This window comes from Nocardia sp. NPDC047038, from assembly GCF_040644075.1.
Classification (GTDB): Bacteria; Actinomycetota; Actinomycetes; order Mycobacteriales; family Mycobacteriaceae; genus Nocardia; species Nocardia sichangensis.
Map to the genome: position 1 here is coordinate 62,721 of NZ_JBEYVQ010000004.1, position 21,881 is coordinate 84,601.

Consider the following 21,881-nt stretch of genomic DNA (forward strand, 5'->3'; position numbering starts at 1 on the left):
GGTTTCTCTGTTGCCGACCGGGCGCTACCGAGCCGCACTAGAGCACGCGGGCGAGCGAGATGCACAGTCGCGCAATAGCCGCCGTCTCGGTGATGTCGATCTCCTCGCCCAGACCGGCTGCGTGGAGATGGTCGGCGGTAGCGGTGAGAGTCCGGTCCGGCGCTCGCAACGCCAGGTGAGCGAAGCGTGCGGCGCCGAACTTGGGCGTCGCGACAACTCGAGTGAGCGCTTCGAGCGCCGCCGCGGACTTCGGGTCGCGCCGCACGCAGCGTATCCATTCCGCAACTGTTTGCCGCAGCGTCCAGGTCTGGAGAAACGGGTCACGGTTGCTGTTGCTGAACCCGATCAGTTCGATGTCGGCGGCTACCCCGATGTCCACAACGGGGTAGCGCCGCCGCCCCGACCGCCACGGCGTGAACCTGAGCCTGATCCGCCGCGGGCAGCCTGCAACGAGCTCGGGCCAATAACCCGGACAAGACCGCGCTTCGTGCTCGCCGCGCACCGGCGTCTCTTTGACGAGCATTACAGTTACTGCCTGGTTAAATGTTGCTCACGCACTGTTTGGTGCAGCTGTGAGATCTGTAGTCTCGGATCCGGATGCCACCCGATCTAGGGCACCCACCGCCGCCCGCTCGACGACTCGCAGACATTCGCGCCCCGAAGGGCGCTCCGACCTCAGCCTGTGTGGCGGGAGGGCACCGACACGATTCGGCCCTGCATGCAAGGAAGATCCGCACCATGACCGGTTACGCCCTCTTCGACCGTCAGATCCCGTCCCGCGACCAGCTACCCGATGAGTTCTTCGCGCAGTTCCTCGACCCGACTCGCACATACAGTTGCGCGTACTGGACTCACCCGGACGACACCCTGGAACAAGCCCAGTCCGCCAAAATCGACCTTGCGCTGGCCAAATGCGATCTGCGACCGGGGATGACCCTGCTCGACGTCGGCTGCGGCTGGGGTTCGACCATGCTGCGCGCCATGGACAGCTACGGCGTCAATGCGATCGGGCTCACGCCCCACCGCAACCAGCACCGGTACGTACGCGACCGCCTCGTCGATCGGCTCGTCCGCGGTTGCCCCTACGGCGGTGTGCGACGGCAAAGCTGGCAACAATTCGACCGCCCTGTAGACCGCATCGTCTGCATCGGCGCGCTCGAACACATCCCCCGCCAGCGATACCCCGCCTTCTTCGACTTCGCCTACCGGATGATGCCCGACGACGGAGTGCTGCTGGTACAAACCGTCGTCGCCCAAGACTTGAATCACGCGGACGCGCACCAGGCACCGGCCCTGACGACCGAAGCCGAATTCGCGTTCCTGCGCGGCACCGTCTTCCCGAGTAGCCAGCTCCCACGATCGACCGGCCACAGCCCCAGAGGGATCAACGAGTACGCGCAGGACGCCGGATTCACCCTCACCCGCATTCAGGAACTGGGATCCCACTACACCACCACCCTGGACAGTTGGGCCACCTCTTTGCATGAGCACCGCGACCGGGCGATCGAACTGGCCGGGCAACACACCTACAACACCTACATCAGCTATCTGACCGAGTGCGCCGACCACTTCCGCCACGGCCACCTCAACGTCATGCAGTTCACCTGCACCAAACCCGGCGCAATACAACCCCCACCACATTGACCTGCCCGCGCCACCCGGTTTGGACGTCCCCTGGAACCGGCAAGGAGTCGGTTCCTTCGCGCTCAATTCCGTGGAAAACGCCGGCCCCAAAGTCTGAGCTGCTCGAATTGCTCGAGCAGTCCGACCGAGGATTCGACGCCGTCGTCATCGGAGAACCGGCCCGCTACCGGCCCCGACCAGACGCAGAGAGAGGGACTCGGCCGGCGCGCCTGGGAAGCGAGCGAGACCGGCCGATGAGCGCCACCGCGACCGCCACGACGGAGACATCGCCGCGAACCGGCTGCTGCTACGGCAGATGAGCATCGCACCGGGCGACCTGCTCCCCTGCCCACCCGACGCGCCGACCTTCGCCGAGTACGTCCCCCAGGTCCGCGCCCGCCTGTCCGAGGGCGCCCTGCGCACCTACAACACCCACCTGACACTGCCGGAGAACGAGTGGCCGGACCGCCGACTATTACATGCGTGGCGTTGCAGCTCGCTGGCGCACCCAGCCGATCCTCGACGAGCTCGACGACCTGCTGGACAGCTTCGATCAACTCACCGCAGGCCTGAAGCTCAGCGATTCCGACACCAGCGCCCTGGACTCCTGGCGGATGTGAACCACGGTGCGGGCCCGATCAGTAGTGGAAGCTCACCAGGTCGAGGTCGTTGTCGACGCACCAGTGGACCCAGTCGCGTAGCTCGGTCACTGATTCGAAGAGCTCCTCATCTCCGATCCCCGACAGGTCGGCGGCCGCGAACGCGTGGGCGACCGGCTCCAGCTCGGCGCGGGTGAAGTGCCCGATAGCCGGGAAGTCCTCGATCTCCGGCAGGGAGATCGGGGATCCGGAGAAGGCCAGATGATGGGGATCGAGGTCGATACCCAGTCCGTCGAGGACGTCGCCGACCTTGTCGAACCACGAGGTACTGATCGGATACCAGGCCCGGTTGCTCAACGCGCCGCCGAACCGCGCGCACAGAATCTGCAACGCCATCCCATAGGGCGCGCCGTCGCTGCCGCTGTGCTCCTCGGAAAAGAACAGCTCCCGCAATGCCGTCCGGACGGCCTCAGAGCAAGTCGTGGCCCGATGGACATCCACCATCCAGTCGAAAAAGCCCTGCGGGTCGCCGGTATGCGCGGAGGGCGCCGACAGCACCTCGACATCCACCGCGTACGCCATGATCCCGTATCCCACACCATCTCCCCGTATCAGTCTTCGGCACTACGTCGCCATCGACCACGTCGATCTCACTGTCGCATGCCATGCCGACATACCTCGATGGACCGACGGATGGGCCGGCAGCCGCAGCCGGCTGATGCTCGACGATGACGCGTCCAACCTGGACAGGGCTGCAGTCCACGAGGGATGGCTCTGGGCGCTGGACGGACATGCCGCCACAGGAAGCCTGCCGGATGTGGGTGCCGCGGCCGCCGCGCCGCGGCTGTTTTGAGAAGCCGATTGCGAAGCGAAGGGGTGTAGCAAGCCTCTACTCACCGTTTCCGCAAGTCGATCTATCGGCCGGATCTCCCGCAGCGAGCACTGCGCTGATATCGCCCGGCCGAGGGCCATCTAGGAGCGTCCTCAGATTGGGGCGGGCGCAACCGCGCTCTGCGCAGCAAACGCAGATACCGGCCTCGGGCTCCATCCGCTGCCACTCAGCCCTGCCCAGCCGGCCGCTCGCAACGCGGCGCCGACGCTGTCATCGATGATGCAGCGGGCGGTGGCTGCCAGGTGCAGTTCGCTGGTGGGATGCGCGTGGTCCTGGTCTATCGCAGTCGGCCCAGGCTCGTCAGTACGGCGTTCGCCGCTCGTTCGCCCGACGTGGCTGCGTCGGCGAGCGAAGGCAGATCGAGCTGGTAGTCGCCGGCGAGGTAGATGCTTCCGAGCGGATCACGCAACGTCGGAAGCGAGTTCCTCCGCCCGGGCGCCCAGAAGGGCACGACCCGGCGGTGCCGCCGCACGATGCCCTCGCCCAGTTGCCCTTCCAGCTCGGGGAACACTGCGAGCAGGTCCTTTGCGAATCGCGACACGATCTCCTCGTCGCTGAGGTCGAACAAAGAGTCGGCCTTGGCGCCGCCGGCGAAACAGGCTAGTGCTCCACCCGGCTTACGATCGTCGCCCTTCCGCATCGCCGCGGCGTGATTGAACATCGCCTGGAATGACAGTTGCGGCGTCGAGACGCCGAAATAGTGATCCCAACGCTGCGGCCCGACTTCTTCGGTGAAGAATCCGACGATCACGTACCGGCCGTAGGTGATGTCGTTGAAAGCGTTCCGGTGCTGCTGTGGAAGGTCCGGGATGATCCGCTCGGCGATATCGGCGGGTGTGGTCACGATCGCACGCTCCGCCCGCAACCGCACAGGCCGGTCACCATCGTGATAGTCGACGACAACGCCGTCGCCGTCCTGCCGCACCGAGTGCACCACAGAGTTCAGCCGGATCCGGCCTCCGAGATCTTCCGTCAGCACGTCGGTCAACGTCTGGTTGCCACCCACCGGCAGCGAGAAGTTCGGGATCTTCTCCGGGTCGGCCAGCGCGAGGCCCACCGACGTGACGAACTGGGTGGCGGCCGTCTCCTCCACCTCGCATCCCATCCACTGCGCTGACCACGACCGGACGACGGCGGCGGCCAACTCCGACCGGACACCCTTCAGTAGGTACGACGCCAGCCTGGTGTCGAGCTTGGCGCGAACCCGTTGCGCGATACGGCTCGGCGACTCCAGGAACGGCATGACCGAGAGGATGCGTGCACCGACGACTGCCATCCCGAGACGGTCCATCATGGTCATCCGGGTGCGAAACATGAGGGCGACGGGATTCGATGTGTCGACCACTCCCCCGTTCAAGTACAGCGCGATGCTCTTGCCTGCGAGCGAGCCCATCTCGATGCCGTGCCGGTCGAGGGCATCGATCAGCGTGCCGGTGCCCTCGGTGAACTGGGTGCCGACGTTGATCCAGTAATCGCCCAGCCGGATGGTCTCGACTCGTCCACCCGTGCGACCGGTGGATTCCAGCACGACTACGTCGGTCTGCGCGCCTAGCGTTGTGGCCGCCATCAGCCCCGACATTCCAGCGCCGACAACGACCACCTCGGTGGTCTCTTCTTGCACTTCGTGTGTTGTCATTTCTCGGTTCCTGATTCCGAATCGATCGAAGGGACGCGCCGACGAATCGCCCACGGCTACTCGGTCGCCGATCAGCGACGCTTCGAACCTCGCGGAGGCGACATTGCCGCTGATCGACGTGCCGCCCATCGAATTTTGGGTGGGACAGTGCGTCCCGGCGCGGCTCAAGCGGTAGCTGGAACGCTGCCACCGACCGCTTGGGCGTCGACGCGCTTGTTGTAGGCGTCGAACGCTCGGTAGGCGCGGTAGTACGCGAACATCTGCAGGCCCCACGTGGACAGCGCGAGGACGTAGAAGATCGTGTGCTCCGCGTCGTCGCCCGGGATGTGGACGAAGTCGTAAATCGCGGCGATGACGAATCCGCAGGCGGTGGCGACGGCGGCCCACACGGCGTGCCCGCGCTCGCGAATGTCCCACAGGCGCTTGACGAAGTAGATCAGGAAGATCGTGGTGAGCACGTTGACCACGATGTAGAAGATCTTGCCGGGGGTGCCGATCTCCTCGGCGAACTGGCTGAGGAGCAAGCCCACCACGGCCGCGAGGGCGAACGCACCGATGTCCACCGCCGCGGACGGTTTGTACCGGTGGGTGACCTTCATCAGCCCGAGGACCAGGATCAGCGTGATGCCGATGGACCGGGAGAAGGCATCGAGGAAGTAGGCGGCGGCGTACATCGGGCTGTCGTGGCCGGCCTTGATGAGACCGTAGATCAGGAAGTTCGTACCCGACGTCGCGACGATGATCCACTCGATGCCGAGTAGGTAGTTCTTGTAGTTGCGGATGAACTTGATCCCGTAGGTGAATCCGACTGCGATCATCCAGATGTCTGCGACCGCGAAGAGCAGTTCTTTGATGGACATAACTTTCTCCTTGGACGGCGGTTTGCGCCGATGGTCATTTCGTGAGGGCTGCCAGGCGGTCGGCGGCGCGGTCGGCGAGCCAGCCCGCGTACAGCGCGGGGCCGCTGACGAGGCTGAGCCGGAATCGCTTGCGGCCGTGCCAGATCGCCGCCAGGTCGTCGTGTAGCGGCGCGCCGCGTATCCGGTCGGCGAGCAGATGGCCCACATACTGCGCTTGGGCGAAGCCGTGGCCGTTGCAGGCCAGCGAGTAGAGCACGTTGTCGGAAGCCTCACCGGTGACGGGGAGCCAGGTGGAACTCATCCCGATCCAGCCGCCCCAGGCCTTCTGCGGTGTGATGTCGCGCAGGCCGGGGAAGCGCTCGTGGAAGCCGCGGACGAGGTCGTCGGCGACGTGCGGCGCGGGAGTGCGCTCCGGCAGCGGGTTGCGGCCGGCCTGCACGCGGCGGGTGCCGAAAACGATGGTGCCGCGTGGAGTGACGCGGTAGCTCTCGATGATCATGTGCAGCGTGACCATCGGGGCGCGGCTGGTCCAGCCGATCTCGTCGAGTCGCTCAGGTGCGACGGGTTCGGTCTCGACCAAGGAGGTCCACACCGGGGTCGCGAGGTTCTTCGGCGTGATGGAAAGGCCTGCGCTGTAGGCGTTGGCGGTCAGCAGCGCCTTGCGAGCCCTGACCCTTCCGTTCGGGGTTTCGACGATGACGCCGTCTCCGGTGTCGGTGACGTCGCGGGCGAGTGTGTGCTCGTGGACACGCACGCCGGACCTGATCGTCGCGGCCCGCAGACCTAGGACGAACTCACCCGGGTTCAGCGTGCCGCCGACGCCCTCGCGCACTCCGCCCAGGAAGCCTTCCGGAAGCCCCGCCGCCCGGCTCTCGACGAATTCGGCCGACGATCCGGCCTCTGCCATGACCTTCGCGTTTCGGCGCGCATGCCGCAGCTGCCCCTTGGAAACGGCGGCCATCACAATGCCCTCTCGGCGGTAGTCGCAGTCGATCCCGTGGTGCGCGACGGCGTCCTCGGCGAAATGCACCGCGTTCTCGGCGTACCGGTACAGGGAGCGCAGCCGCTCGCGCTTCAGCAGAAAACCCAGCAGCTCCGGATCGGCGGCGATCGAGTTCGTGATATATCCGGCGTTGCGGGAGGTGGCGCCCCAGCCGAGTGTCTTCGCCTCGAGCAGCACCACGTCGACGCCCTTCTCGGCGAGACGCAGCGCGGCCGACATACCGCCGCCTCCACCGCCGATCACGACCACGTCGCAGTCGATGTCACCGATCAGTGGCTGTTCGACGGTGGCAGGTTGTTCGGCCCAGCCGGTGTCGTAGATCAGTTCCATGGCAACTACTCCCCCTGGTCTGCGGGGATGACTGCGGTGCCGCGTGCGCGGACCGCGACCAGGGGCGGCTCCAGGACCTGCGCGCGGCCGGAGTCATCGCAGCCGCGGCAGATCACGCGAAGCTCGAAATTTACTGTGCGGCTACGATTTCCCTTCTGCACCAGCCTCGCCTCGGCCTCGACGACGTCACCGCCACGCACCGGGACGAGGAACTCGACGGACGAGTAGCCGGCGAACAGGCCCTCGTGGCCGTCCAGTTCGATCGACAGGTTCGTGCCGACGTCGCCGAAGAGCTTCAGAGCGTAGGCGCCGTCGACGAGATTGCCCGCGTAGTGCGCATCGGAGAAGGCGACATAGCGCCGGTGGATTGCCTTGCTCATGCGATTTCCTCGTGGATGGGGCCAAGAGTGCGGGATTGCGCTTCGCCGTCGATCTCGACGCCGGGGTAGCCGCGCTTGGCGATCTCGGTGCACATGCGCCGGTATTTGCCGACACCGCCCACGTAGCCCATGAAGGTGTTGGGTTTGCCCTCGATGTTGGAGCCGCGGTACCAGGAGTCGGTCGTGGCGAACAGCGTGGGGGCGACGGTCGCCTCAGTGATGTCCACCCACTCGGTTTGGGCCTCGGTGGTGGCCTCGATCAGCGTGGCACCGGTGTCGCGGGCGTGTTCGATGAGATCGGCGATCCAGTCGACGGCCTGCTCGATCGTCACCACCACGTTGCTCACCAGCGCGGGGCTGAGCGGGCCACCGACCATGAAGAAGTTGGGGAATTCCGCGACCATGATGCCGAGGTAGGACCGGATGCCGTCGTGCCAGGCCTCCTGCAGCTTCTTGCCGGAAGCGCCGGTGAGATCGAGCCCGTACAGCGGGCCGGTGAAGGCGTCGAACCCGATGGCCAGCACCACGGCGTCCACCTCGTAGGTGCCCTTCGCGGTGACGATCGCGTTCTCGGTCATCGTCTCGATCGGTTCGTCACGCAGCGAAACCAACGACACGTTCGGCCGGTTGTAGGTCTCGTAGTAGTCGGTTCCGAAGCAGCTGCGCTTGGCACCCAGCGGGTGGTACTTGGGCACCAGCAGCTCCGCGGTGGCCGGATCCCTTACGATCTCGCGGATCTTGTCGTGGATGAATTCGGACGCGGTCCGGTTCGCCTCGGGGTCGATGAGCAGGTCGGCGAACTCGGCGCCGACGCCCTGGAAGCCGCTGCGCTCATAGGCTTCCTCGTAGCGTCGTCGTCGCTCCTCGTCCGAGACGTCGAAGGCGTTGTCGGTGACGGGGCGATCGGGGATGCCGCCGGGAGAGTGCCTGCACTCCTCACGGATCGCCACATAGTCGTCCTTGACGGCGGCGACCTGCTCGGGGGAGAGTGCGGCGTTGCGCGCGGGCATGACGTAGTTCGGGGTGCGCTGGAACACCGTGAGATGCCCGGCGACCTGCGCGATCAGCGGGATGGCCTGCACGCCGGATGATCCGGTGCCGATCACGGCGACGCGCTTGCCCGCGAGGTCGTCGAGCGAGATGTTCCACCGGCTGGTGGACACCTGCAGGCCGGTGAAGTTCGCGAGGCCGGGCACGTCGAAGTCTTTGGGGGTGGACAGCCCGCCCGCACCCGAAATCAGGTAGCGGCTGCGCCGGGTCTGGCCGTTGTCCAGTCGCACCTCCCACAGCCGGTCGGCCGCGTTCCACGTCGCACCGACCACGCGGGTGTTGAACGTGAAGTGCTTGCGCAGGTCGAAGCGGTCGGCGACGTGCTCGAGGTAGCCGAGGATCTCGGCCTGCGGGGCGAACCGCTGGCTCCACGTCCATTCCTGTTGGAGCGCTTCGTCGAACGAGTACGAGTAGTAGATGCTCTCCACGTCGCAGCGCGCGCCCGGATAGGTGTTCCAGAACCAGGTGCCACCGACGCTCGGCCCGGCCTCGAAACCGGCGAAGGTCCATCCGGATCCGGTGAGCCGGTGCGCGAGGTAGAGGCCGGTGAAGCCGGCGCCGACGCCGATGACGTCGACGACCCCGGTGTCCGAAGTGGAGGTGGAATTCATAGCGATTGCCGCTTTCGTCGAAGGTTGGTCGTTACATGGGAAGGTCGGGAGAATCGACGCCGACCACGCGGTCGCCGCAGAACACCCGCACGGACTCCCCGGGGGCGTGACCGCCGATGCCCGCGGAGCCCCAGAAGCTTTGTGCCGAACCGTCGGCCAGATCGGCGATCTTCGCGCCGTTCACGCGCACCTCGCCCGACAGCACCCGTGAGCCGACTTCGATGGCGCGGTCCAGGTCGCTGCCGAACACGTAGGCGTCCAGGCCCGACGGGTCGGCGTTGGCCACGCGTAGGGCGTCCTCGTCGGACTCCACGGCGTGCAGGCTGACCAGCGGCCCGAACAGCTCGGCGGTCGCCACCGACGCGTCGGCTCCCGAAGCGACCGTTGGCGACAGGAAGAACCCGTCGAGTTCGGGGAGTTTCGTGGGCTGATGGATGGTGGCGCCGTTGGCCCGCAGCCCATCGATGCGGTTCAGCAGCGTGGCGAAATGCGGGGCGTTCGAGATCGGGCCGAGCTGGGTGTCCTCGTCGAGCGAGTGCCCGACCTCGATACGGGAGATGCGGTCGAGCAGCGCCTCGAGGAGCGGTTCGACAAGAGTCTTGTGCGCGAGCACCTTTCCGGGACCTTCGCACCACTGGCCGTTGAGCTTGGTCATCCCGTCGAGGATCCCGTCGGCGGCCACGGCGATATCGGCGTCCTCCAGCACGAGGGCCGGGTTGTTGCCGCCGAGCTCGAGCTGGAGCACCTTGAAGTCCTCCGCGGCCGCGCGGGCGATCACGCGACCGGCGTTCGGGCCACCGGTGAAGGAGACGATTTTCACCCGGGGATCGCCGGTGATCGCCGCGCCCACGTCGCCCGCACCGTGGACGAGCTGCAGCGCGCCATCGGGCAGCCCCGCCTCGACGAAGCTCTCGACGATGATCTGGGCGCTGCTCGGCGCGTGTTCGGACGGCTTGAGGATCACGGGGCACCCGGCGGCAAGCGCGCTCACCATCTTCGCGGCGGGGATGAAACTGGGGCCGTTCCACGGGGTGAGGATGGCCGCGGGCCCCCACGGAACCTTGTAGAGCCGCACGTCACGGCCACCGGCCGCCAGCGCAGTGCGCCGCGGGATGGCGCGCAGATCAGCGGCCGCGGAACGGATCCGGTGCGGCAGGAACTGCGCGATCATCCGGGCTTTCGCGATCGGAACGCCGCTGGTGAGTGCATCGGTGCGGGCGATGTCCTCGATCCGGGACTCGACGATGTCGGCCGCGCGCTCGATGACAGCGGCGCGTTCCGCACCGGCCGCGTCGTCCCAGCGTTCGAAGCCGTAGGACCGTTCGGCATGGCGCAGGGCCCGCTCCACGTCGGCGGGGCTGGTGGTGACGGTGCGGTGCACGGGTTGCCCGGTGTTGGGGTCGAGGTTCCAGGCGTCCGGGATCGTCGCGCACTCGGACCACTCGTCGGCGATGTAGTTGATCGGTTGGGGCAGTGACGCATTCGACATCTGCGACTTCCTTCCGTGCTCAGGTGGGGAACAGATCCGGGGTGATCACACGGTGAGATCGGCGACGATGCGGGTCACCTCTCCCGATTTCATCGCCTCGAAGCCCTTGTCGATCTCGCGGAACGGGATCACGTCGCTGACCATCTCGTCGAGCAGCAGGCGGCCCTGCAGGTAGAGCCGGGCGAACTGTGCGATATCTTCTTGCGCCTGACCAGAGCCCATGTAGGAGCCGATCAGGCGCTTCTCACCGAAGAAGAAATCCGAGGCCGGGAGCGTCAGGTCGGTGCCGTCGGGTGCGATGCCGACGAGGCATGCGGTACCCGTGGCTCGCAGGACCGCCAGCGCGCTCGCCGCCGTCCGCGCGGAACCGACGGCCTCGAACGAGTAGTCCACGCCGTCGCCGAGGAGGTTTCTGATCTCGGCCGCGACATCGGCCGCGCCGTTCACGACGTGGGTGGCGCCGTAGGTCCGCGCTGCGGCGAGCCGGGCCCCGTCGAGATCCACGGCGACGATCGCCGAGGCGCCGGCGAGCCGCGCGCCCTGAATGATGGCCGAACCCACACCGCCGCAACCGATTACGGCGACGGTTGCGCCGGGGCGCACCTGGGCGCCGCGGAACACGGCGCCGACGCCGGTGATGATGCAGCACGACAGCAGGCAGCCCACGTGCAGTCCCACCTCGTCGGGCATCTGCACCAGCGAGTTCTCCCGCATGAGGGTGTGGCGGGAGAACGCGCCGACGTCGCCGAGCCGCTCGACGACCTGGCCGCCGGGCAGTTGGAAGGCGGGCCGGGGCCGCTGCCGGATCCGGGAGACGCGCTGGCATTGGGTCGAGTGCCCGACCTGGCAGTTGCGGCACAACCCGCACGAGGGCGTGAGGGCGCCGACGACGCGGTCACCCGGACGCAACGAGCTCACCGCGGAGCCGACCGATTCGACGACGCCCGCCAATTCGTGCCCGACCACCACGGGCAGTTCGGCGCGCACGGTTCCGGTCATGTAGTGCAGGTCGCTGTGGCACAGACCCACGTTGGAGACCGCGACGCGGACCTCTCCGGGCCCCGGATCGTCGACCTGGATCTCGGTGAATTCCAGCGGTTCGTTCAGCGCGGTGAGGAGTGCCGCTTCGGTGGTGATCATCTTCGTCTCCGATCTCGATTGCGCTATGCGGGCGCCGACGGCGTCGCGTTCTTCGATGTCCAGAAGCGCTCGATGCCTTCGCTGAAGGCGCCGGACTCCCAGGACCTGCGGGCGGCGTCGTCTTCGCGGGCGAACGCCGCCTCGATGTCTTCGGGGCGCGGCCGCAGCAGACCCAGGTGCAGTGCGGTGATACGGGGATCGGAGTTCCATTGCCGGACCACCTCGGCCGCGCGGTCCACCAGCGTTTCCGGGGCAACGATCTCGTCGAGCAGCCCGATCCGCAGCGCCTCGTCCGCGCCGATCCGATGCGAGCCGAGAATGATGCGCATCGCGTGGTTGCCGACGAGGCGGCCCATCAGGAAGCTCGAGGCGTTGGAAATGATGATCCCGCGGTGGTTCTCCGGCTGGAAGTACTCGGCGTCCGAGCTGCCGATCCGTGAATCGCAGCACAGCGTCAGCTCCGAGGCGCCGCCGACCGCGATCCCGTTCACGGCCGCGACCACGGGGATCCGCGTCTCGAGAATCGCGCGGGTGATGTCGTGGAAGGTCGCGAAGGCTTCGCGGATCTCGTCGTAGGTCGCCGGTAGCGTCTGCAGGTCCTCGCCGGCGGAGAAGGCGCGTCCCCTGCCCGTGAGGACGATCCCGCGGACGAGCTCACCCGTGCCGAACCGGCGGATGGTCTGCGCGAGCAGCACCCGGGTGGCCACATCCAGCGCGTTCAGCTTCGCTGGGCGGTTCAGCGTGAGCACCGCGACGTCCGCATCGATGTGCACGTCCAAGTAGTTGTCGGTCATGTGCGGTTCCTCAGTTGTCCTCGCGCGGTGGTTGCAGGTCGTAGGTGGTGCCGGGTCGCTCGGCGGCGCGCGCCTTCAGCGCAGGCTTCGACACTCGCTCGGACGGCGTGCGCGGGAAGTCGGCGACGAACTCCATGTAGCGAGGAATCTTGAAGCGCGCCAACTGGTTTCGCGCGCGGTCGAGGATCTTCTCGGCGGTGGCCCTGCTCTCCTCGACGCCGGGGGCCAGTTGCACGAAGGCCTTGACTTCCTCGCCGAACAACTCGTCCGGCACGCCGACGACCGCCGCCGCGGTGACGCTGTCGTCGCGTTCGAGAACCCGTTCGACTTCGGCGCCGGCGATGTTCTCCCCGCCGCGCCGGACCATGTCCTTGATCCGGCCCACCAAGCGGTAGCTGCTTGCTTCCCGGACCGCGACATCGCCGGTGTGCAGCCAGCCGTCGCGTAGGACCTGCGCGGTTTCCTCGGGCCGGTTCCAGTAGCCGAGCATCATCGGTTTGCCCGAGGTGATCAGTTCGCCTGCTCCGCCTTCGGCGACTTCGCGGCCCTGCGGGTCGACAACCCGCACCCGCTTGGTGGGAACCGGCTGCCCCAGCCGTCCACTGCCGATGTCGGCGGTGTTCTCGGGGAGGCTGACCAGGTCGACTCCGGTTTCGGTCATCCCGAAGATCTCCCGCCACGGCGCGCCCCACCGTTGCTCGAGTTGCGCGTGGAGCGCGACGGGGATGGCCGAGCACAGCACGATGCGCAGATCATTGTCGCGGTCCTGAGGGCTGGGTGGCTGCTTGAACAGCAGAGTCGGCATCGAGCCGAGGACGTAGCAGAACGTGGCCCGGTGCCTGCGGACGTCGGCCATGAAACCCGAGGCGGAGAACCGGGGTAGCACGACCAGCGGCGCGCCGATCGTGAGGGACAGAGCGGTGTTCCACTGTGGGTCCATGTAGGAGTACGGCTGCGAGGTAAGGGCCACGTCGTCGGGCCCGAGACCAGCCGCGTTCGCGCAGACCCACCCCAGCCGGGTCCAGTAGTCGTGGGTCAGCATGCATGCCTTGGGGAATCCCGTTGTCCCTGAGGTGTATTGGAGGTTCGCCAGCGTCGCGCCTGTGATGTCGACGGTGGGCCGGTCCGCCGGGTATCGCACGAGGTCCCCGGGCGACCCGGCTTCGATGATCCGGACATCGATCAGATCGCTGTCGGAGGTGCGCACCTCTTCGACGAGCGGGGCGTGCGCCGCGTCGGTGAACATCACCCTGGCGCCGGAATCGCGGAGCACGAATTCGAGGTCTGCCCGCTGATAGGACGAGTTCACCGGCACCGTGATCCCGCCCGCCTTGAGGATCGCCAACCAGGCGATCGGCCACTGCACCACGTTGGGCAGCATGATCGCGACCCGGTCGCCTCGGCGGACGCCGTCCTCGGCGACCAGTCGCTGCGCGAGGCGCGAGGTCCAGTCGTCGACTTCACCGAAGGTCCATGCCCGTTGCTCGAACCGGAGGAATTCACGGTCGGGAGCGCGCACGGCCTGGTGTGCCAGGAGGTCGACGAGGGTGTCGAGCGGCGGGTCCATAGCCAGGCGATCGAGTGCGATCGCACGTTCGGGGTGGACTGATTCGACTTGGATCACGTCGTCCTCTTCGGGTGTTTCTCGGGCGGCGGTGGTGAGCGAGGGTGAGCGCTGACGCCAGTGGCGAGCGCGGCCGCAAGGCGAGCTGGCTTGTGATGCCAGTCATAACGGTAGCGCGACTGAGTCATTTGATCAAGGCAAATGACTAACTGCGCTGTTCGCCCGCTCCGGTCTTCGGCTGATTGCCTGCCGCTCCGGCTGATAGTGTGAGATCTGACTTGATCAATTGTTCATATCGGATTCGACAGGAGTAACGCATGGCTCGCATTCCCTCCGCCGAACGTCGCGCCGACCTGGTGGCCGCTGCCGTGCGCATGATCGCCGCCCACGGCGTGGACGGCGCGACCACCCGCCGCATCGCGCAGGAGGCGAACGCCCCGCTGGCCACGCTGCACTACTGCTTCGCCACGAAGGAGGCACTGTTCACGGCCGTCTTCGAGTACGTTGCCGGGCAGTATCGGGACGTGTTGACGCGCAACGATGTCCGCGGCGACGTACAGACCAGCGCGCGCGCTCTGTTACGCGGTGTGCTGCAGTGGTACCTGGCGAACCCGGATTTGGGCGCGGCGATCATCGAGCTGATCAGCTGGGCCCGGCGCCAAGAGGACAAGCAGGGCGAGATGGTCTACAACGAGGCGTTCGCGACCATGCGGATGATCCTCGAGGCCGCCTCGACCAAGGCCGGCCAGGCGATCCGCCCGGACACCGTCGACGCGCTGACCTACATGGTGTCCACCTTGTCCGACGGATTCGCACTCAACTGGTTGGTGTTCACCGACCGCGCCGCGGCCCAGCGGCAGGCCGAGCTCACCCTGGGTGCGCTCGACGCCTGGATGGCCGTCAATCTCGACTCCGGACCCATGGTCCAGGCCCCGGAAGCCGCGCCCGAGGAAAACCTTCGTTCACTGATGTCCTGGGTGAGCGGGAATTGATGTCGCACCGACCCGGAAGAACTGTGGGCCGCCACCTTCCATGTCGGCCCACAGTCTTTTCCCGGATCAGATCCGCCTGCTCCCCTCGGCGACGATCCAGCTCAATGCCGGATCCTCGCGCTCCATCCACTCCGGATGCCACTGGACACCGAGCACCGGCATCCCCGGCAGCTCGACCGCTTCCACCACGCCGTCGGCCGTGCGCCCCGTGACGATCAGGCCGGTGCCGCAGCGATCGACCGCCTGGTGGTGCCACGAGTTGGTCACCGCGCTCGCGCCGAAGATCCGTTCCGCGATCGAACCGGGCTCGAACGTCACCTTGTGGTCGTCGGCGCCGTCGGTGAGCGGGGGCGACGTCGACAGATGCTCGACGGAACCGGGCGGCAGATGCGGGATCAGGGTCCCGCCCAGCGCGACGTTGAGGATCTGCAAGCCGCGGCACACCCCGAGGACGGGGATCTTCCGGTCGAGGGCGGCGCGCACGAGCGCGATCTCGAACCGGTCGCGTTCTGCGTCGTGGACCATCGGATCATCTCGCGGATCCGCGTCACGGACCACCGACAGATCGCCGCCCCAGTACGCGGGATGAACGTCCTGCCCGCCGGTGACGACCACACCGGACAGCCAGTGGCACAGCGCATCCGGATCGGCATCGTAAGGCAGGTTCACCGGAACGCCGCCTGCCCTGGCGATTCGTTCCGAGAAGTCGGACATGAAGGTGTCGGTGAACAGATGACCGTAGCGGTGGTCCATTCCATCGACCAGCCGCAGCCGGACCCGGCGGCCGGTGGTGCCGATCATCGGCCGGACGGTACCCGGCGTCGCGGCCCCCACCGTCACGGGAACTCGAAGTATCGGGCCGACTCCCATTCGGAGAGCTCGGCTGACGGATCACCACCCGTGGTGTGGAACTGCATCCACTCCCACCGCCGCGTGCCGACCCAGTAGTCGACGAACTCGTCACCGAGCTGCTCCCGCAGGATCGGATCGGTCTCGAGCGCGGCGGCCGCCTTGGTGATAGTGTCCGGCAGTCGCTCCAGATCGGGCACACACCAGGCCAGGTCGCTAACCGGCTCGGGGGGCTCCAGCGTGCCGTCGAGGCCGGCGATCACCCCGGCGAGAATGGCCGCGACCGCGAGGTACAGGTTTGCGTCGGCGCCGGGAAGTCGGTACTCGAGTCGGGAGTAGGCCGGGTGTCCGCACACCGCGCGCACCGCGGTGCTCTTGTTGGCGATGCCCCACGTGACCGTGGTCGGCGGGCCGCTCAGGTCTACCAGGCGACGGTAGGAGGTGATCTGCGGGAGCATGACGGATGTCGCGCCCCGCATCGTCGCGAGGAGGCCGCCGACCGCGTGGCGCATCGTCGACGACGGCCCGTCCGGGGCGTGGAACGCGTTGATCCCGTCGCGTTGCAGGGATAGGTTGACGTGCGAGGCCTGGCCGTAGCCTGCGGTCGGCTTGGCCATGAAGGTCACGGTGTGACCGAGCTCGAAGGCCACTTCGCGCATCACCTGCCGGGCGCGAGCCCAGTTGTCGCACACCGAGATCGGGTCGCCGGGAAGCAGATTGAGTTCGACCTGGCCCGCCGCGTCCTCGTCGCTCCACGCTTCCCACTCGATGCCGATCTCGTCGAGGCGCCGAGCGACCGCAGACATGTAGTCGACCCAGTCCTTCGACTTCGCCAGGTGGTACGCGGTACCGGCGGAACCGCCGAGCGGAGTCAGATCGCGATATCCCTTGGCACGGGCCTCGTGGATGGACTCCTGGAACAGGGTCGCCTCGATCTCGACCGCGATGGTGGCAGTGAAACCGCGCGTTGTCAGTCGGTCGACCAGCTTTCGGGCCAGATTGCGCGGACAGATCCCGATCGGGGTGCCGTCGGCCTGCCAGTAGTCACCGATCACGGACTGCAGACCTGGCCGCCACTGCACGAGCGTCGACATGTCGGGCCGGAACTGCACATCGGACACGTGTCCACGCCAGTCGGGGAAGGGGAAGCCGAAGGTCGGCGCGTTGCCCAGGTCGAGGCCGAACAGTAGATCGGCCATCGCGAAGCCCGAGGCCGCGCTCGCGGCGAACTTCTTGGGCGCGACGTTCTTGCCGAGGAAGCAACCCTCGTGATTGGTGGCCTCCAGCCGGACCGTGTGCACGGCGGCGCCCATATCCGCAGGGGCGGAGGTGATTTCAGACATCGTAACGAACCTTCCAGGATGCGGCGACCAGCACAGACAGCTGAGAAAGCGTGCCGCGCACGCCGATCCGACCGCTCGACATGGCGGCGATCAGGTCGTCGGCGCCCGCGAAGATGCCCGCCAGCAATTCCGGTGGGCCTGCGATCACGTAGTGGGTTTCGCCGTCGCCGACGACATGCTCTGCCAACCCGTCGGGGCCCGCCGCGATCGCGACGAGCACGTCGGGAATGCCCGGCACCGACCGGGTCGCGGCCCAGAACCGCTCCGCGGCGACCCGCCATTCCGGCAGCGGTGGCGACAGCAGGGCAAGCGCCACCGCGGCGAGATCCTCGGCGCCGACGGGCTCGCCGGCCAGGGCGAATCGCGCGTTCAGGTCGACGGTCATGGTGAGGTCCGGCTCTACGAACACACCGCTCGACACCGCGACGGCACCGTCGGAAATGGTGATCGTCGCGGCCTGCGGGGTGTCGTGGGAGCGAACGGCGACCGTGCCTTCCCTAGCCCCGGAGACGAAGTCCGCACCGTGGGCGCGGACGGAATCGGCGATGGTGCGGCCGATCAGCCGGACGATCGGACTCGCGTCGTCCTCGATCCGAATGTCGACCCCGCCGACCGTGTCGGCCCCGCGCGCAGCGGGGCCGATCGTCGTTTCGGTCATCCTTGTTGTCCTTTCGATTCGACGAGATCGTGTGCGCGGTGCACCGCCGACAGCGAATCCCCGAATAGAGCGCGAATCACAGTCATATGTCTGAGTCAGATGACTATGATGGTGAGGCACAGATCACTTCTTGTCAACGACTTGCGAGGTCTTCCCATGAACAACGACGCGCCCGCCTGGTGGAATCTGCTCGACGACCAGGCCGCAGCCGTGGCCAGGATGATCAGCCAGGCCCTGCCGAGACCCATCCGTGAGCTCGGGCCGGTGCACGCTCGGGCGCTGATGAACACCGCCCCGCCCGCCGAGCCGATCACGCCGCTGGACCATGTCGAACAATTGACCGTGCCGACACGTGCGGGTGCGATCGGGGCTCGCCTATACCGCGCGGACAGCGCCACATCGAGCCGCGCCACACCCGCCCTCGTGTACCTGCACGGCGGCGGTTTCGTCCTGGGAACCCTGGACGGGGCCGATGAGCTGTGCCGCGCGATCGCCGCCGGCTCCGGCTGGACGGTCGTATCCCTCGACTACCGCCTGGCTCCGGAGAACCCGTACCCGGCAGCGCTGGAAGACTGCGTCGACGCCTTCGCGTGGCTGACCCGGACAGCGCCGGAGCTCGGCATCGACCCGGACCGGATCGCGATCGGCGGCGACTCCGCGGGTGGCAATCTCGCCGCCGCCCTGTGCCTGCACCGACGCGGCAGCGCCCTCCCCGTGGCGCAGGTGCTCGCCTACCCCGCCGTCGACGACACATTCACCGCGCCGTCGTGGTCGGAATTCGCCGACGCGCCGCTGCTCAGCGCCGCGGACGCGCGCTGGTGCTGGGAGCAGTACGTCGGCGCGGAGCATCCGGGGGGCGATCACCTCGCGGCACCCATGCGCGCCGAGTCACTGCGCGGCTTGCCGCCCACGCTGATCATGACCGCGGAGGTCGACCCGATCCGTGACGACGCCGAGGCGTACGCGGCGCGGCTCCGGGGCGAAGGCGTCCCTGTCTCGCTGACCAGGTTCACCGGCGTCTTCCACGGCTTCGTCACCGAAGTCGGCGTCTTCGCGCAAGCGAAACAGGCGATCGACGAGGTGTGCCTGTACCTGCGCGAGATCGCGCGGGCATAGCTCCGCACCCGGGGGTTTCCAAGGCGCCCTGTTGACGTCTGCGAAGGTCCGGCGACACCTCGCAGGTCATTTGACATAGTCATCGAAGATGAAGCTGCGGAGAGTCGTCACCGCAGGCTTCGGAGCGACGGTGTGGCTGGTGGTCATCACCGTACTCGGTAAGACCTGCTTGCCGCCCACGAGACCGCCCACCGCGCCCAAGCCGCCGTGCCCCTCGCACAGGACGACTGGAACTCCACCCTTGACCGCGCCGACAACCCCGCCGCGCGCGCCGCCGAGCTGGCCGCCGCAGACCACAGCGACAACGCCTTCGCATGCAAGCTGGCGCAGGCAGAACAACGTTCGCTTCGCGAGACGCGCCAACTCGACGACGCGTTCACCGAACGGCAACGCCGCACGCAGCTGACACCGCCGCAACGCCACCTCGAAGACCGGGCTCGCCGCCATCTCGATCTCGATAGGCACCACGAACCGGCCTCTGCGCAACCGACAGCCCCCACCGAGACCGCGGCAAGCTACGAAAGAGCCCTTCGACGCAACCGAAATAGGCACTGACTACGAATACAGCTACGACTACGAACTACTAGTACTGCTGCTTTGCGCCAAGGACACTGATCCGTCGACACATGGAGCGCCATTAGGTTGCTCACTGGCCGACCTCAAATACATGCCTCTGCGTGATCGAGAGTTGCGCTGCGGCACGGTGGTCATCGCCGGATAAGTGCCAACGCGGTAGTCAGTCTCGGGGTGGCGTCGCTCGTCAGCACGCATGACGATACGACGGGAACATGGGCGAATCTGATTGACTGGTGCAGTGCCCCCGTCTAGTACCGTTACTCGAATCCGCACGTTGGATGGTCTGCGCCTCGCCGCTACCGTGGTCACTCCCGAACGCCTGGAAAACCGCGCCATCGTCCTGGTACACGGCGGAGGGGTCACCAGAGAGGAAGGCGGTTTCTTCACTCGCCTCGCGGACGGCCTAGCTGAGGCCGGGGTCGCGTCGCTCCGTTTCGATCTACGCGGTCACGGCGAAAGCGAAGGACGACAGGAAGAACTCACGCTGTCGATGATCCTCAACGACATCCGCGTCGCAGTTGCCTACTTGCGAGAGGCGAGCGGTGCGCGCCAGATCAGCCTGCTGGGTGCCAGCTTCGGCGGCGGCATCTGTGCCTACTACTGCGCCAAGCGACGAGACGACCTGGGCCGCCTCGTTCTACTGAATCCCCAGCTGGACTACAAGAAGCGCACTATCGACAGTCGCGATTATTGGAACAGCGACGTCATCAATGACCAGAAGGCCAGGGAACTGAACGACACTGGCGCCGTCCAGTTCACTCCTACGCTGAAGCACGGCCGACCGCTGCTGAATGAAGTGTTTTGGCTGAAACCGAACGAGGTTCTGGATGAGATCAAGATGCCGACGCTGGTCGTGCACGGCAACGCGGACACCTTGGTTCCGATCGAGGGATCTCGTGCGGCTGTAGCCGAGTTCACGGCACCTGTTGAGTTGGTCGAGATCGAGGGATCTCAACACGGCTTTGCGGTGCACGACGACCCCCAGTACCTGAATCCCAGGAGCCAGAAGTATCAGGCCGAGGTGATCAGCCTCGTTGCCGAGTGGCTGACCACTGGAGTCGTCTCACGACAGTAGCGCGTCGCGCAGTTGACGCACCTGTGGTCGGTGGTTCCAAGGGGCGAGGGCACGAACGACATCGACGATGACGTTCATTGTCCGCTCCGAGCGGGTTTCGCGGGCGATGACCACTGATTCGACAGCGACCCGGGCGGCTTCGTCCGGTTCTCCGCTCAACGCGAAGGCTTTCGCCTGCCTGGCTCCGAACAATCCTGCGTCCCTATGTGACAACACGTCACCGGCCAACCCCTTGCTGAACAGTTGTGTGGCTATCGACGGCTTGCCCGCCTCTGTATAGCAGCACGCCGAGCGAACCAACAAGGTGGCCTCGTTGAAATAGCTGTTCAAACGCTCATCAGCGATATTTCGTGCACTGCCCAAGAGGTGCTGCGCTTCATCGAGCGTTTCAGCGACCACACGGAGGGTTCGCCGACCATAGCGAGGCCCAACGCTTCCTGTTGCACGACTTCAGCCTTCACGCGTGCGGGCAACTGCCATGGCCCGTCTTTGGCGGCTTGCGCCAGGGTCAACAGCGTGCCGGTATCGCGGCTGTCGTATGCCATCTGGGACTTTTTCAACAGGACGTAGCCCTGCATGGGCAGGTTGCCCGACGCTTGGGCCCATTCCATCGCACGGTCGTACAGCACGGTAGCTGCTACCGGATCGTGTAGATCCCGGTACAACCAGCCTGCGAATTCCGCCGCGTCCGCACCGACGGTTAGCAGTTCACGCTGAACGTCCGGGCGTACCTCCCGGCAGTGCCGTCGGATCACCTCGAGAACGGAAAGGGTCAGCGGCAATGCATCCGCCGGTCCAAGCGATCCGTCATCGGTCTTGCATCGGGTCAGTTGCATGCGGAAGAAGTCCACGACTGACCCGTCGAAATAGCGACGAGCGTCCTCCAGCGCCTCACCGACTCGCTGCAAATCCCCGGCAAGGCCTACTGGCAGCGAACCAGTGCCGTTCGACGTCAACCAACGCGCCAACGCAATCGCGCTCTGACGGGCACCGTCGGTTGCCTCCACAGACATCGCATCGCCGTCCGGCAGACGAAACCACAGCAGTTCGGCCGGGATTTTCAACGTCTGCGCCCAGCGGGTCAACTTCGATAGCTGTTCAGGCGCCGGACCTTTTTCGATCCGGCTCAGCTGCGCCTGAGTGAGGCCGAGCCAGCTCGCTACCTGCTCTTGGGGCAGCTGCCGACCGTGGAAGGGATGCGTTCGATACGCGTAGATGACGCGACCCATATGCCAGGTGGCGAGGGCATCGCGTATCTGGTCGGTCTGCCAGAACGTGGTGGGCACACCGGGTGGCTCGAG

The 21,881-nt window shown here is 66.6% G+C and carries 23 protein-coding genes; 6 read left to right on the plus strand and 17 right to left on the minus strand.

Features of this window, described 5'->3' with window-relative positions:
* Positions 1 to 37: 37 nt before the first annotated feature.
* A complete protein-coding gene (locus ABZ824_RS16760; RefSeq protein ID WP_356963961.1) occupies positions 38 to 379 on the minus strand; it encodes a hypothetical protein in 342 nt (113 codons plus the stop codon).
* Between the two features lie 359 nt (positions 380 to 738).
* Here ABZ824_RS16760 and ABZ824_RS16765 point away from each other — a divergent pair, with 359 nt between their 5' ends.
* Together ABZ824_RS16765 and ABZ824_RS16770 are read left to right on the plus strand one after the other, a co-directional pair.
* A complete protein-coding gene (locus ABZ824_RS16765; RefSeq protein ID WP_356963962.1) occupies positions 739 to 1,644 on the plus strand; it encodes a class I SAM-dependent methyltransferase in 906 nt (301 codons plus the stop codon).
* 458 nt (positions 1,645 to 2,102) lie between these two features.
* A complete protein-coding gene (locus ABZ824_RS16770) occupies positions 2,103 to 2,243 on the plus strand; it encodes a hypothetical protein (protein ID WP_356963963.1) in 141 nt (46 codons plus the stop codon).
* An 18-nt stretch (positions 2,244 to 2,261) separates the two neighbouring features.
* Here ABZ824_RS16770 and ABZ824_RS16775 read toward each other — a convergent pair whose 3' ends face one another.
* Positions 2,262 to 2,819, minus strand: coding sequence for a hypothetical protein (locus ABZ824_RS16775; RefSeq protein WP_356963964.1), 558 nt, complete (start codon positions 2,817 to 2,819; stop codon positions 2,262 to 2,264).
* Between ABZ824_RS16775 and ABZ824_RS16780 the strand changes: the two genes are divergently transcribed.
* Positions 2,803 to 3,075 (plus strand): hypothetical protein, encoded by a 273-nt coding sequence (locus ABZ824_RS16780; RefSeq protein WP_356963965.1) that lies wholly within the window; start codon positions 2,803 to 2,805, stop codon positions 3,073 to 3,075. The two genes, ABZ824_RS16775 and ABZ824_RS16780, sit on opposite strands and share 17 nt — an antisense overlap.
* Before the next feature lie 316 nt (positions 3,076 to 3,391).
* Here the strand turns inward: ABZ824_RS16780 and ABZ824_RS16785 are convergent, their stop codons facing one another.
* The 9 genes from ABZ824_RS16785 to ABZ824_RS16825 all read right to left on the minus strand — a co-directional run bounded on the left by ABZ824_RS16785 (position 3,392) and on the right by ABZ824_RS16825 (position 14,031).
* Positions 3,392 to 4,750 carry an NAD(P)/FAD-dependent oxidoreductase gene (locus ABZ824_RS16785; RefSeq protein ID WP_356963966.1) on the minus strand — a complete coding sequence of 453 codons (1,359 nt, stop codon included), beginning with the start codon at positions 4,748 to 4,750 and terminating at the stop codon, positions 3,392 to 3,394.
* A gap of 164 nt (positions 4,751 to 4,914) precedes the next feature.
* A complete protein-coding gene (locus tag ABZ824_RS16790; protein ID WP_356963967.1) occupies positions 4,915 to 5,610 on the minus strand; it encodes a transporter in 696 nt (231 codons plus the stop codon).
* A 34-nt stretch (positions 5,611 to 5,644) separates the two neighbouring features.
* Positions 5,645 to 6,943, minus strand: a complete 1,299-nt coding sequence (locus tag ABZ824_RS16795) for an FAD-binding oxidoreductase (RefSeq protein ID WP_356963968.1) — start codon at positions 6,941 to 6,943, stop codon at positions 5,645 to 5,647.
* Between the two features lie 5 nt (positions 6,944 to 6,948).
* On the minus strand, positions 6,949 to 7,323 hold the full coding sequence (locus ABZ824_RS16800; protein WP_356963969.1) for a hotdog domain-containing protein: 375 nt from the start codon (positions 7,321 to 7,323) through the stop codon (positions 6,949 to 6,951).
* Positions 7,320 to 8,984 carry an NAD(P)/FAD-dependent oxidoreductase gene (locus ABZ824_RS16805; RefSeq protein WP_356963970.1) on the minus strand — a complete coding sequence of 555 codons (1,665 nt, stop codon included), beginning with the start codon at positions 8,982 to 8,984 and terminating at the stop codon, positions 7,320 to 7,322. Before ABZ824_RS16805 ends, ABZ824_RS16800 begins: the two co-directional genes overlap by 4 nt.
* A 31-nt stretch (positions 8,985 to 9,015) precedes the next feature.
* The gene (locus tag ABZ824_RS16810; protein WP_356963971.1) at positions 9,016 to 10,473 is read right to left on the minus strand and encodes an aldehyde dehydrogenase family protein; all 1,458 of its coding nucleotides are present in this window, start codon (positions 10,471 to 10,473) and stop codon (positions 9,016 to 9,018) included.
* 45 nt (positions 10,474 to 10,518) lie between these two features.
* Entirely contained in the window at positions 10,519 to 11,613 is a 1,095-nt protein-coding gene (locus ABZ824_RS16815; protein WP_356963972.1) for a Zn-dependent alcohol dehydrogenase, read from the minus strand.
* Positions 11,614 to 11,636: 23 nt separating this feature from the next.
* Positions 11,637 to 12,407: an enoyl-CoA hydratase/isomerase family protein gene (locus ABZ824_RS16820; RefSeq protein WP_356963973.1), complete on the minus strand. Its 771-nt coding sequence runs from the start codon at positions 12,405 to 12,407 to the stop codon at positions 11,637 to 11,639.
* Positions 12,408 to 12,417: 10 nt separating this feature from the next.
* Positions 12,418 to 14,031, minus strand: a complete 1,614-nt coding sequence (locus ABZ824_RS16825) for an AMP-binding protein (RefSeq protein ID WP_356963974.1) — start codon at positions 14,029 to 14,031, stop codon at positions 12,418 to 12,420.
* 257 nt (positions 14,032 to 14,288) lie between these two features.
* Here ABZ824_RS16825 and ABZ824_RS16830 point away from each other — a divergent pair, with 257 nt between their 5' ends.
* Positions 14,289 to 14,963: a TetR/AcrR family transcriptional regulator gene (locus ABZ824_RS16830; protein ID WP_356963975.1), complete on the plus strand. Its 675-nt coding sequence runs from the start codon at positions 14,289 to 14,291 to the stop codon at positions 14,961 to 14,963.
* 66 nt (positions 14,964 to 15,029) lie between these two features.
* Here the strand turns inward: ABZ824_RS16830 and ABZ824_RS16835 are convergent, their stop codons facing one another.
* Genes ABZ824_RS16835 through ABZ824_RS16845 form a run of 3 tightly spaced genes read right to left on the minus strand, consistent with a single transcriptional unit; the run spans position 15,030 to position 17,813 of the window.
* Positions 15,030 to 15,803, minus strand: coding sequence for a gamma-glutamyl-gamma-aminobutyrate hydrolase family protein (locus ABZ824_RS16835; RefSeq protein WP_356963976.1), 774 nt, complete (start codon positions 15,801 to 15,803; stop codon positions 15,030 to 15,032).
* Positions 15,800 to 17,155, minus strand: a complete 1,356-nt coding sequence (locus ABZ824_RS16840) for a glutamine synthetase (protein ID WP_356963977.1) — start codon at positions 17,153 to 17,155, stop codon at positions 15,800 to 15,802. Before ABZ824_RS16840 ends, ABZ824_RS16835 begins: the two co-directional genes overlap by 4 nt.
* On the minus strand, positions 17,148 to 17,813 hold the full coding sequence (locus tag ABZ824_RS16845; protein ID WP_356963979.1) for a hypothetical protein: 666 nt from the start codon (positions 17,811 to 17,813) through the stop codon (positions 17,148 to 17,150). Before ABZ824_RS16845 ends, ABZ824_RS16840 begins: the two co-directional genes overlap by 8 nt.
* Before the next feature lie 156 nt (positions 17,814 to 17,969).
* On the opposite strand from ABZ824_RS16845, the gene ABZ824_RS16850 reads away from it, so the two are divergent.
* The gene (locus ABZ824_RS16850) at positions 17,970 to 18,929 is read left to right on the plus strand and encodes an alpha/beta hydrolase (RefSeq protein WP_356963981.1); all 960 of its coding nucleotides are present in this window, start codon (positions 17,970 to 17,972) and stop codon (positions 18,927 to 18,929) included.
* A gap of 66 nt (positions 18,930 to 18,995) precedes the next feature.
* Here ABZ824_RS16850 and ABZ824_RS16855 read toward each other — a convergent pair whose 3' ends face one another.
* Positions 18,996 to 19,394, minus strand: coding sequence for a hypothetical protein (locus tag ABZ824_RS16855; RefSeq protein WP_356963982.1), 399 nt, complete (start codon positions 19,392 to 19,394; stop codon positions 18,996 to 18,998).
* A gap of 385 nt (positions 19,395 to 19,779) precedes the next feature.
* Here ABZ824_RS16855 and ABZ824_RS16860 point away from each other — a divergent pair, with 385 nt between their 5' ends.
* Positions 19,780 to 20,580 (plus strand): alpha/beta fold hydrolase, encoded by an 801-nt coding sequence (locus ABZ824_RS16860; protein ID WP_356963983.1) that lies wholly within the window; start codon positions 19,780 to 19,782, stop codon positions 20,578 to 20,580.
* Here the strand turns inward: ABZ824_RS16860 and ABZ824_RS16865 are convergent.
* Positions 20,569 to 20,943 carry a hypothetical protein gene (locus ABZ824_RS16865; protein WP_356963985.1) on the minus strand — a complete coding sequence of 125 codons (375 nt, stop codon included), beginning with the start codon at positions 20,941 to 20,943 and terminating at the stop codon, positions 20,569 to 20,571. The two genes, ABZ824_RS16860 and ABZ824_RS16865, sit on opposite strands and share 12 nt — an antisense overlap.
* The gene (locus ABZ824_RS16870; RefSeq protein ID WP_356963986.1) at positions 20,907 to 21,866 is read right to left on the minus strand and encodes a helix-turn-helix transcriptional regulator; all 960 of its coding nucleotides are present in this window, start codon (positions 21,864 to 21,866) and stop codon (positions 20,907 to 20,909) included. The genes ABZ824_RS16865 and ABZ824_RS16870 overlap by 37 nt, the downstream gene beginning before the upstream one ends.
* Positions 21,867 to 21,881: the final 15 nt, after the last annotated feature.

What these genes read in the sequence shown, in the direction of transcription:
- ABZ824_RS16765 (WP_356963962.1), top strand. Translation starts at nt 739, where the DNA reads ATGACCGGTTACGCCCTCTTCGACCGTCAGATCCCGTCCCGCGACCAG.
- ABZ824_RS16770 (WP_356963963.1), top strand. Translation starts at nt 2,103, where the DNA reads ATGCGTGGCGTTGCAGCTCGCTGGCGCACCCAGCCGATCCTCGACGAG.
- ABZ824_RS16780 (WP_356963965.1), top strand. Translation starts at nt 2,803, where the DNA reads ATGATCCCGTATCCCACACCATCTCCCCGTATCAGTCTTCGGCACTAC.
- ABZ824_RS16785 (WP_356963966.1), bottom strand. Translation starts at nt 4,750, where the DNA reads ATGACAACACACGAAGTGCAAGAAGAGACCACCGAGGTGGTCGTTGTC.
- ABZ824_RS16790 (WP_356963967.1), bottom strand. Translation starts at nt 5,610, where the DNA reads ATGTCCATCAAAGAACTGCTCTTCGCGGTCGCAGACATCTGGATGATC.
- ABZ824_RS16795 (WP_356963968.1), bottom strand. Translation starts at nt 6,943, where the DNA reads ATGGAACTGATCTACGACACCGGCTGGGCCGAACAACCTGCCACCGTC.
- ABZ824_RS16800 (WP_356963969.1), bottom strand. Translation starts at nt 7,323, where the DNA reads ATGAGCAAGGCAATCCACCGGCGCTATGTCGCCTTCTCCGATGCGCAC.
- ABZ824_RS16805 (WP_356963970.1), bottom strand. Translation starts at nt 8,984, where the DNA reads ATGAATTCCACCTCCACTTCGGACACCGGGGTCGTCGACGTCATCGGC.
- ABZ824_RS16810 (WP_356963971.1), bottom strand. Translation starts at nt 10,473, where the DNA reads ATGTCGAATGCGTCACTGCCCCAACCGATCAACTACATCGCCGACGAG.
- ABZ824_RS16815 (WP_356963972.1), bottom strand. Translation starts at nt 11,613, where the DNA reads ATGATCACCACCGAAGCGGCACTCCTCACCGCGCTGAACGAACCGCTG.
- ABZ824_RS16820 (WP_356963973.1), bottom strand. Translation starts at nt 12,407, where the DNA reads ATGACCGACAACTACTTGGACGTGCACATCGATGCGGACGTCGCGGTG.
- ABZ824_RS16830 (WP_356963975.1), top strand. Translation starts at nt 14,289, where the DNA reads ATGGCTCGCATTCCCTCCGCCGAACGTCGCGCCGACCTGGTGGCCGCT.
- ABZ824_RS16840 (WP_356963977.1), bottom strand. Translation starts at nt 17,155, where the DNA reads ATGTCTGAAATCACCTCCGCCCCTGCGGATATGGGCGCCGCCGTGCAC.
- ABZ824_RS16845 (WP_356963979.1), bottom strand. Translation starts at nt 17,813, where the DNA reads ATGACCGAAACGACGATCGGCCCCGCTGCGCGCGGGGCCGACACGGTC.
- ABZ824_RS16850 (WP_356963981.1), top strand. Translation starts at nt 17,970, where the DNA reads ATGAACAACGACGCGCCCGCCTGGTGGAATCTGCTCGACGACCAGGCC.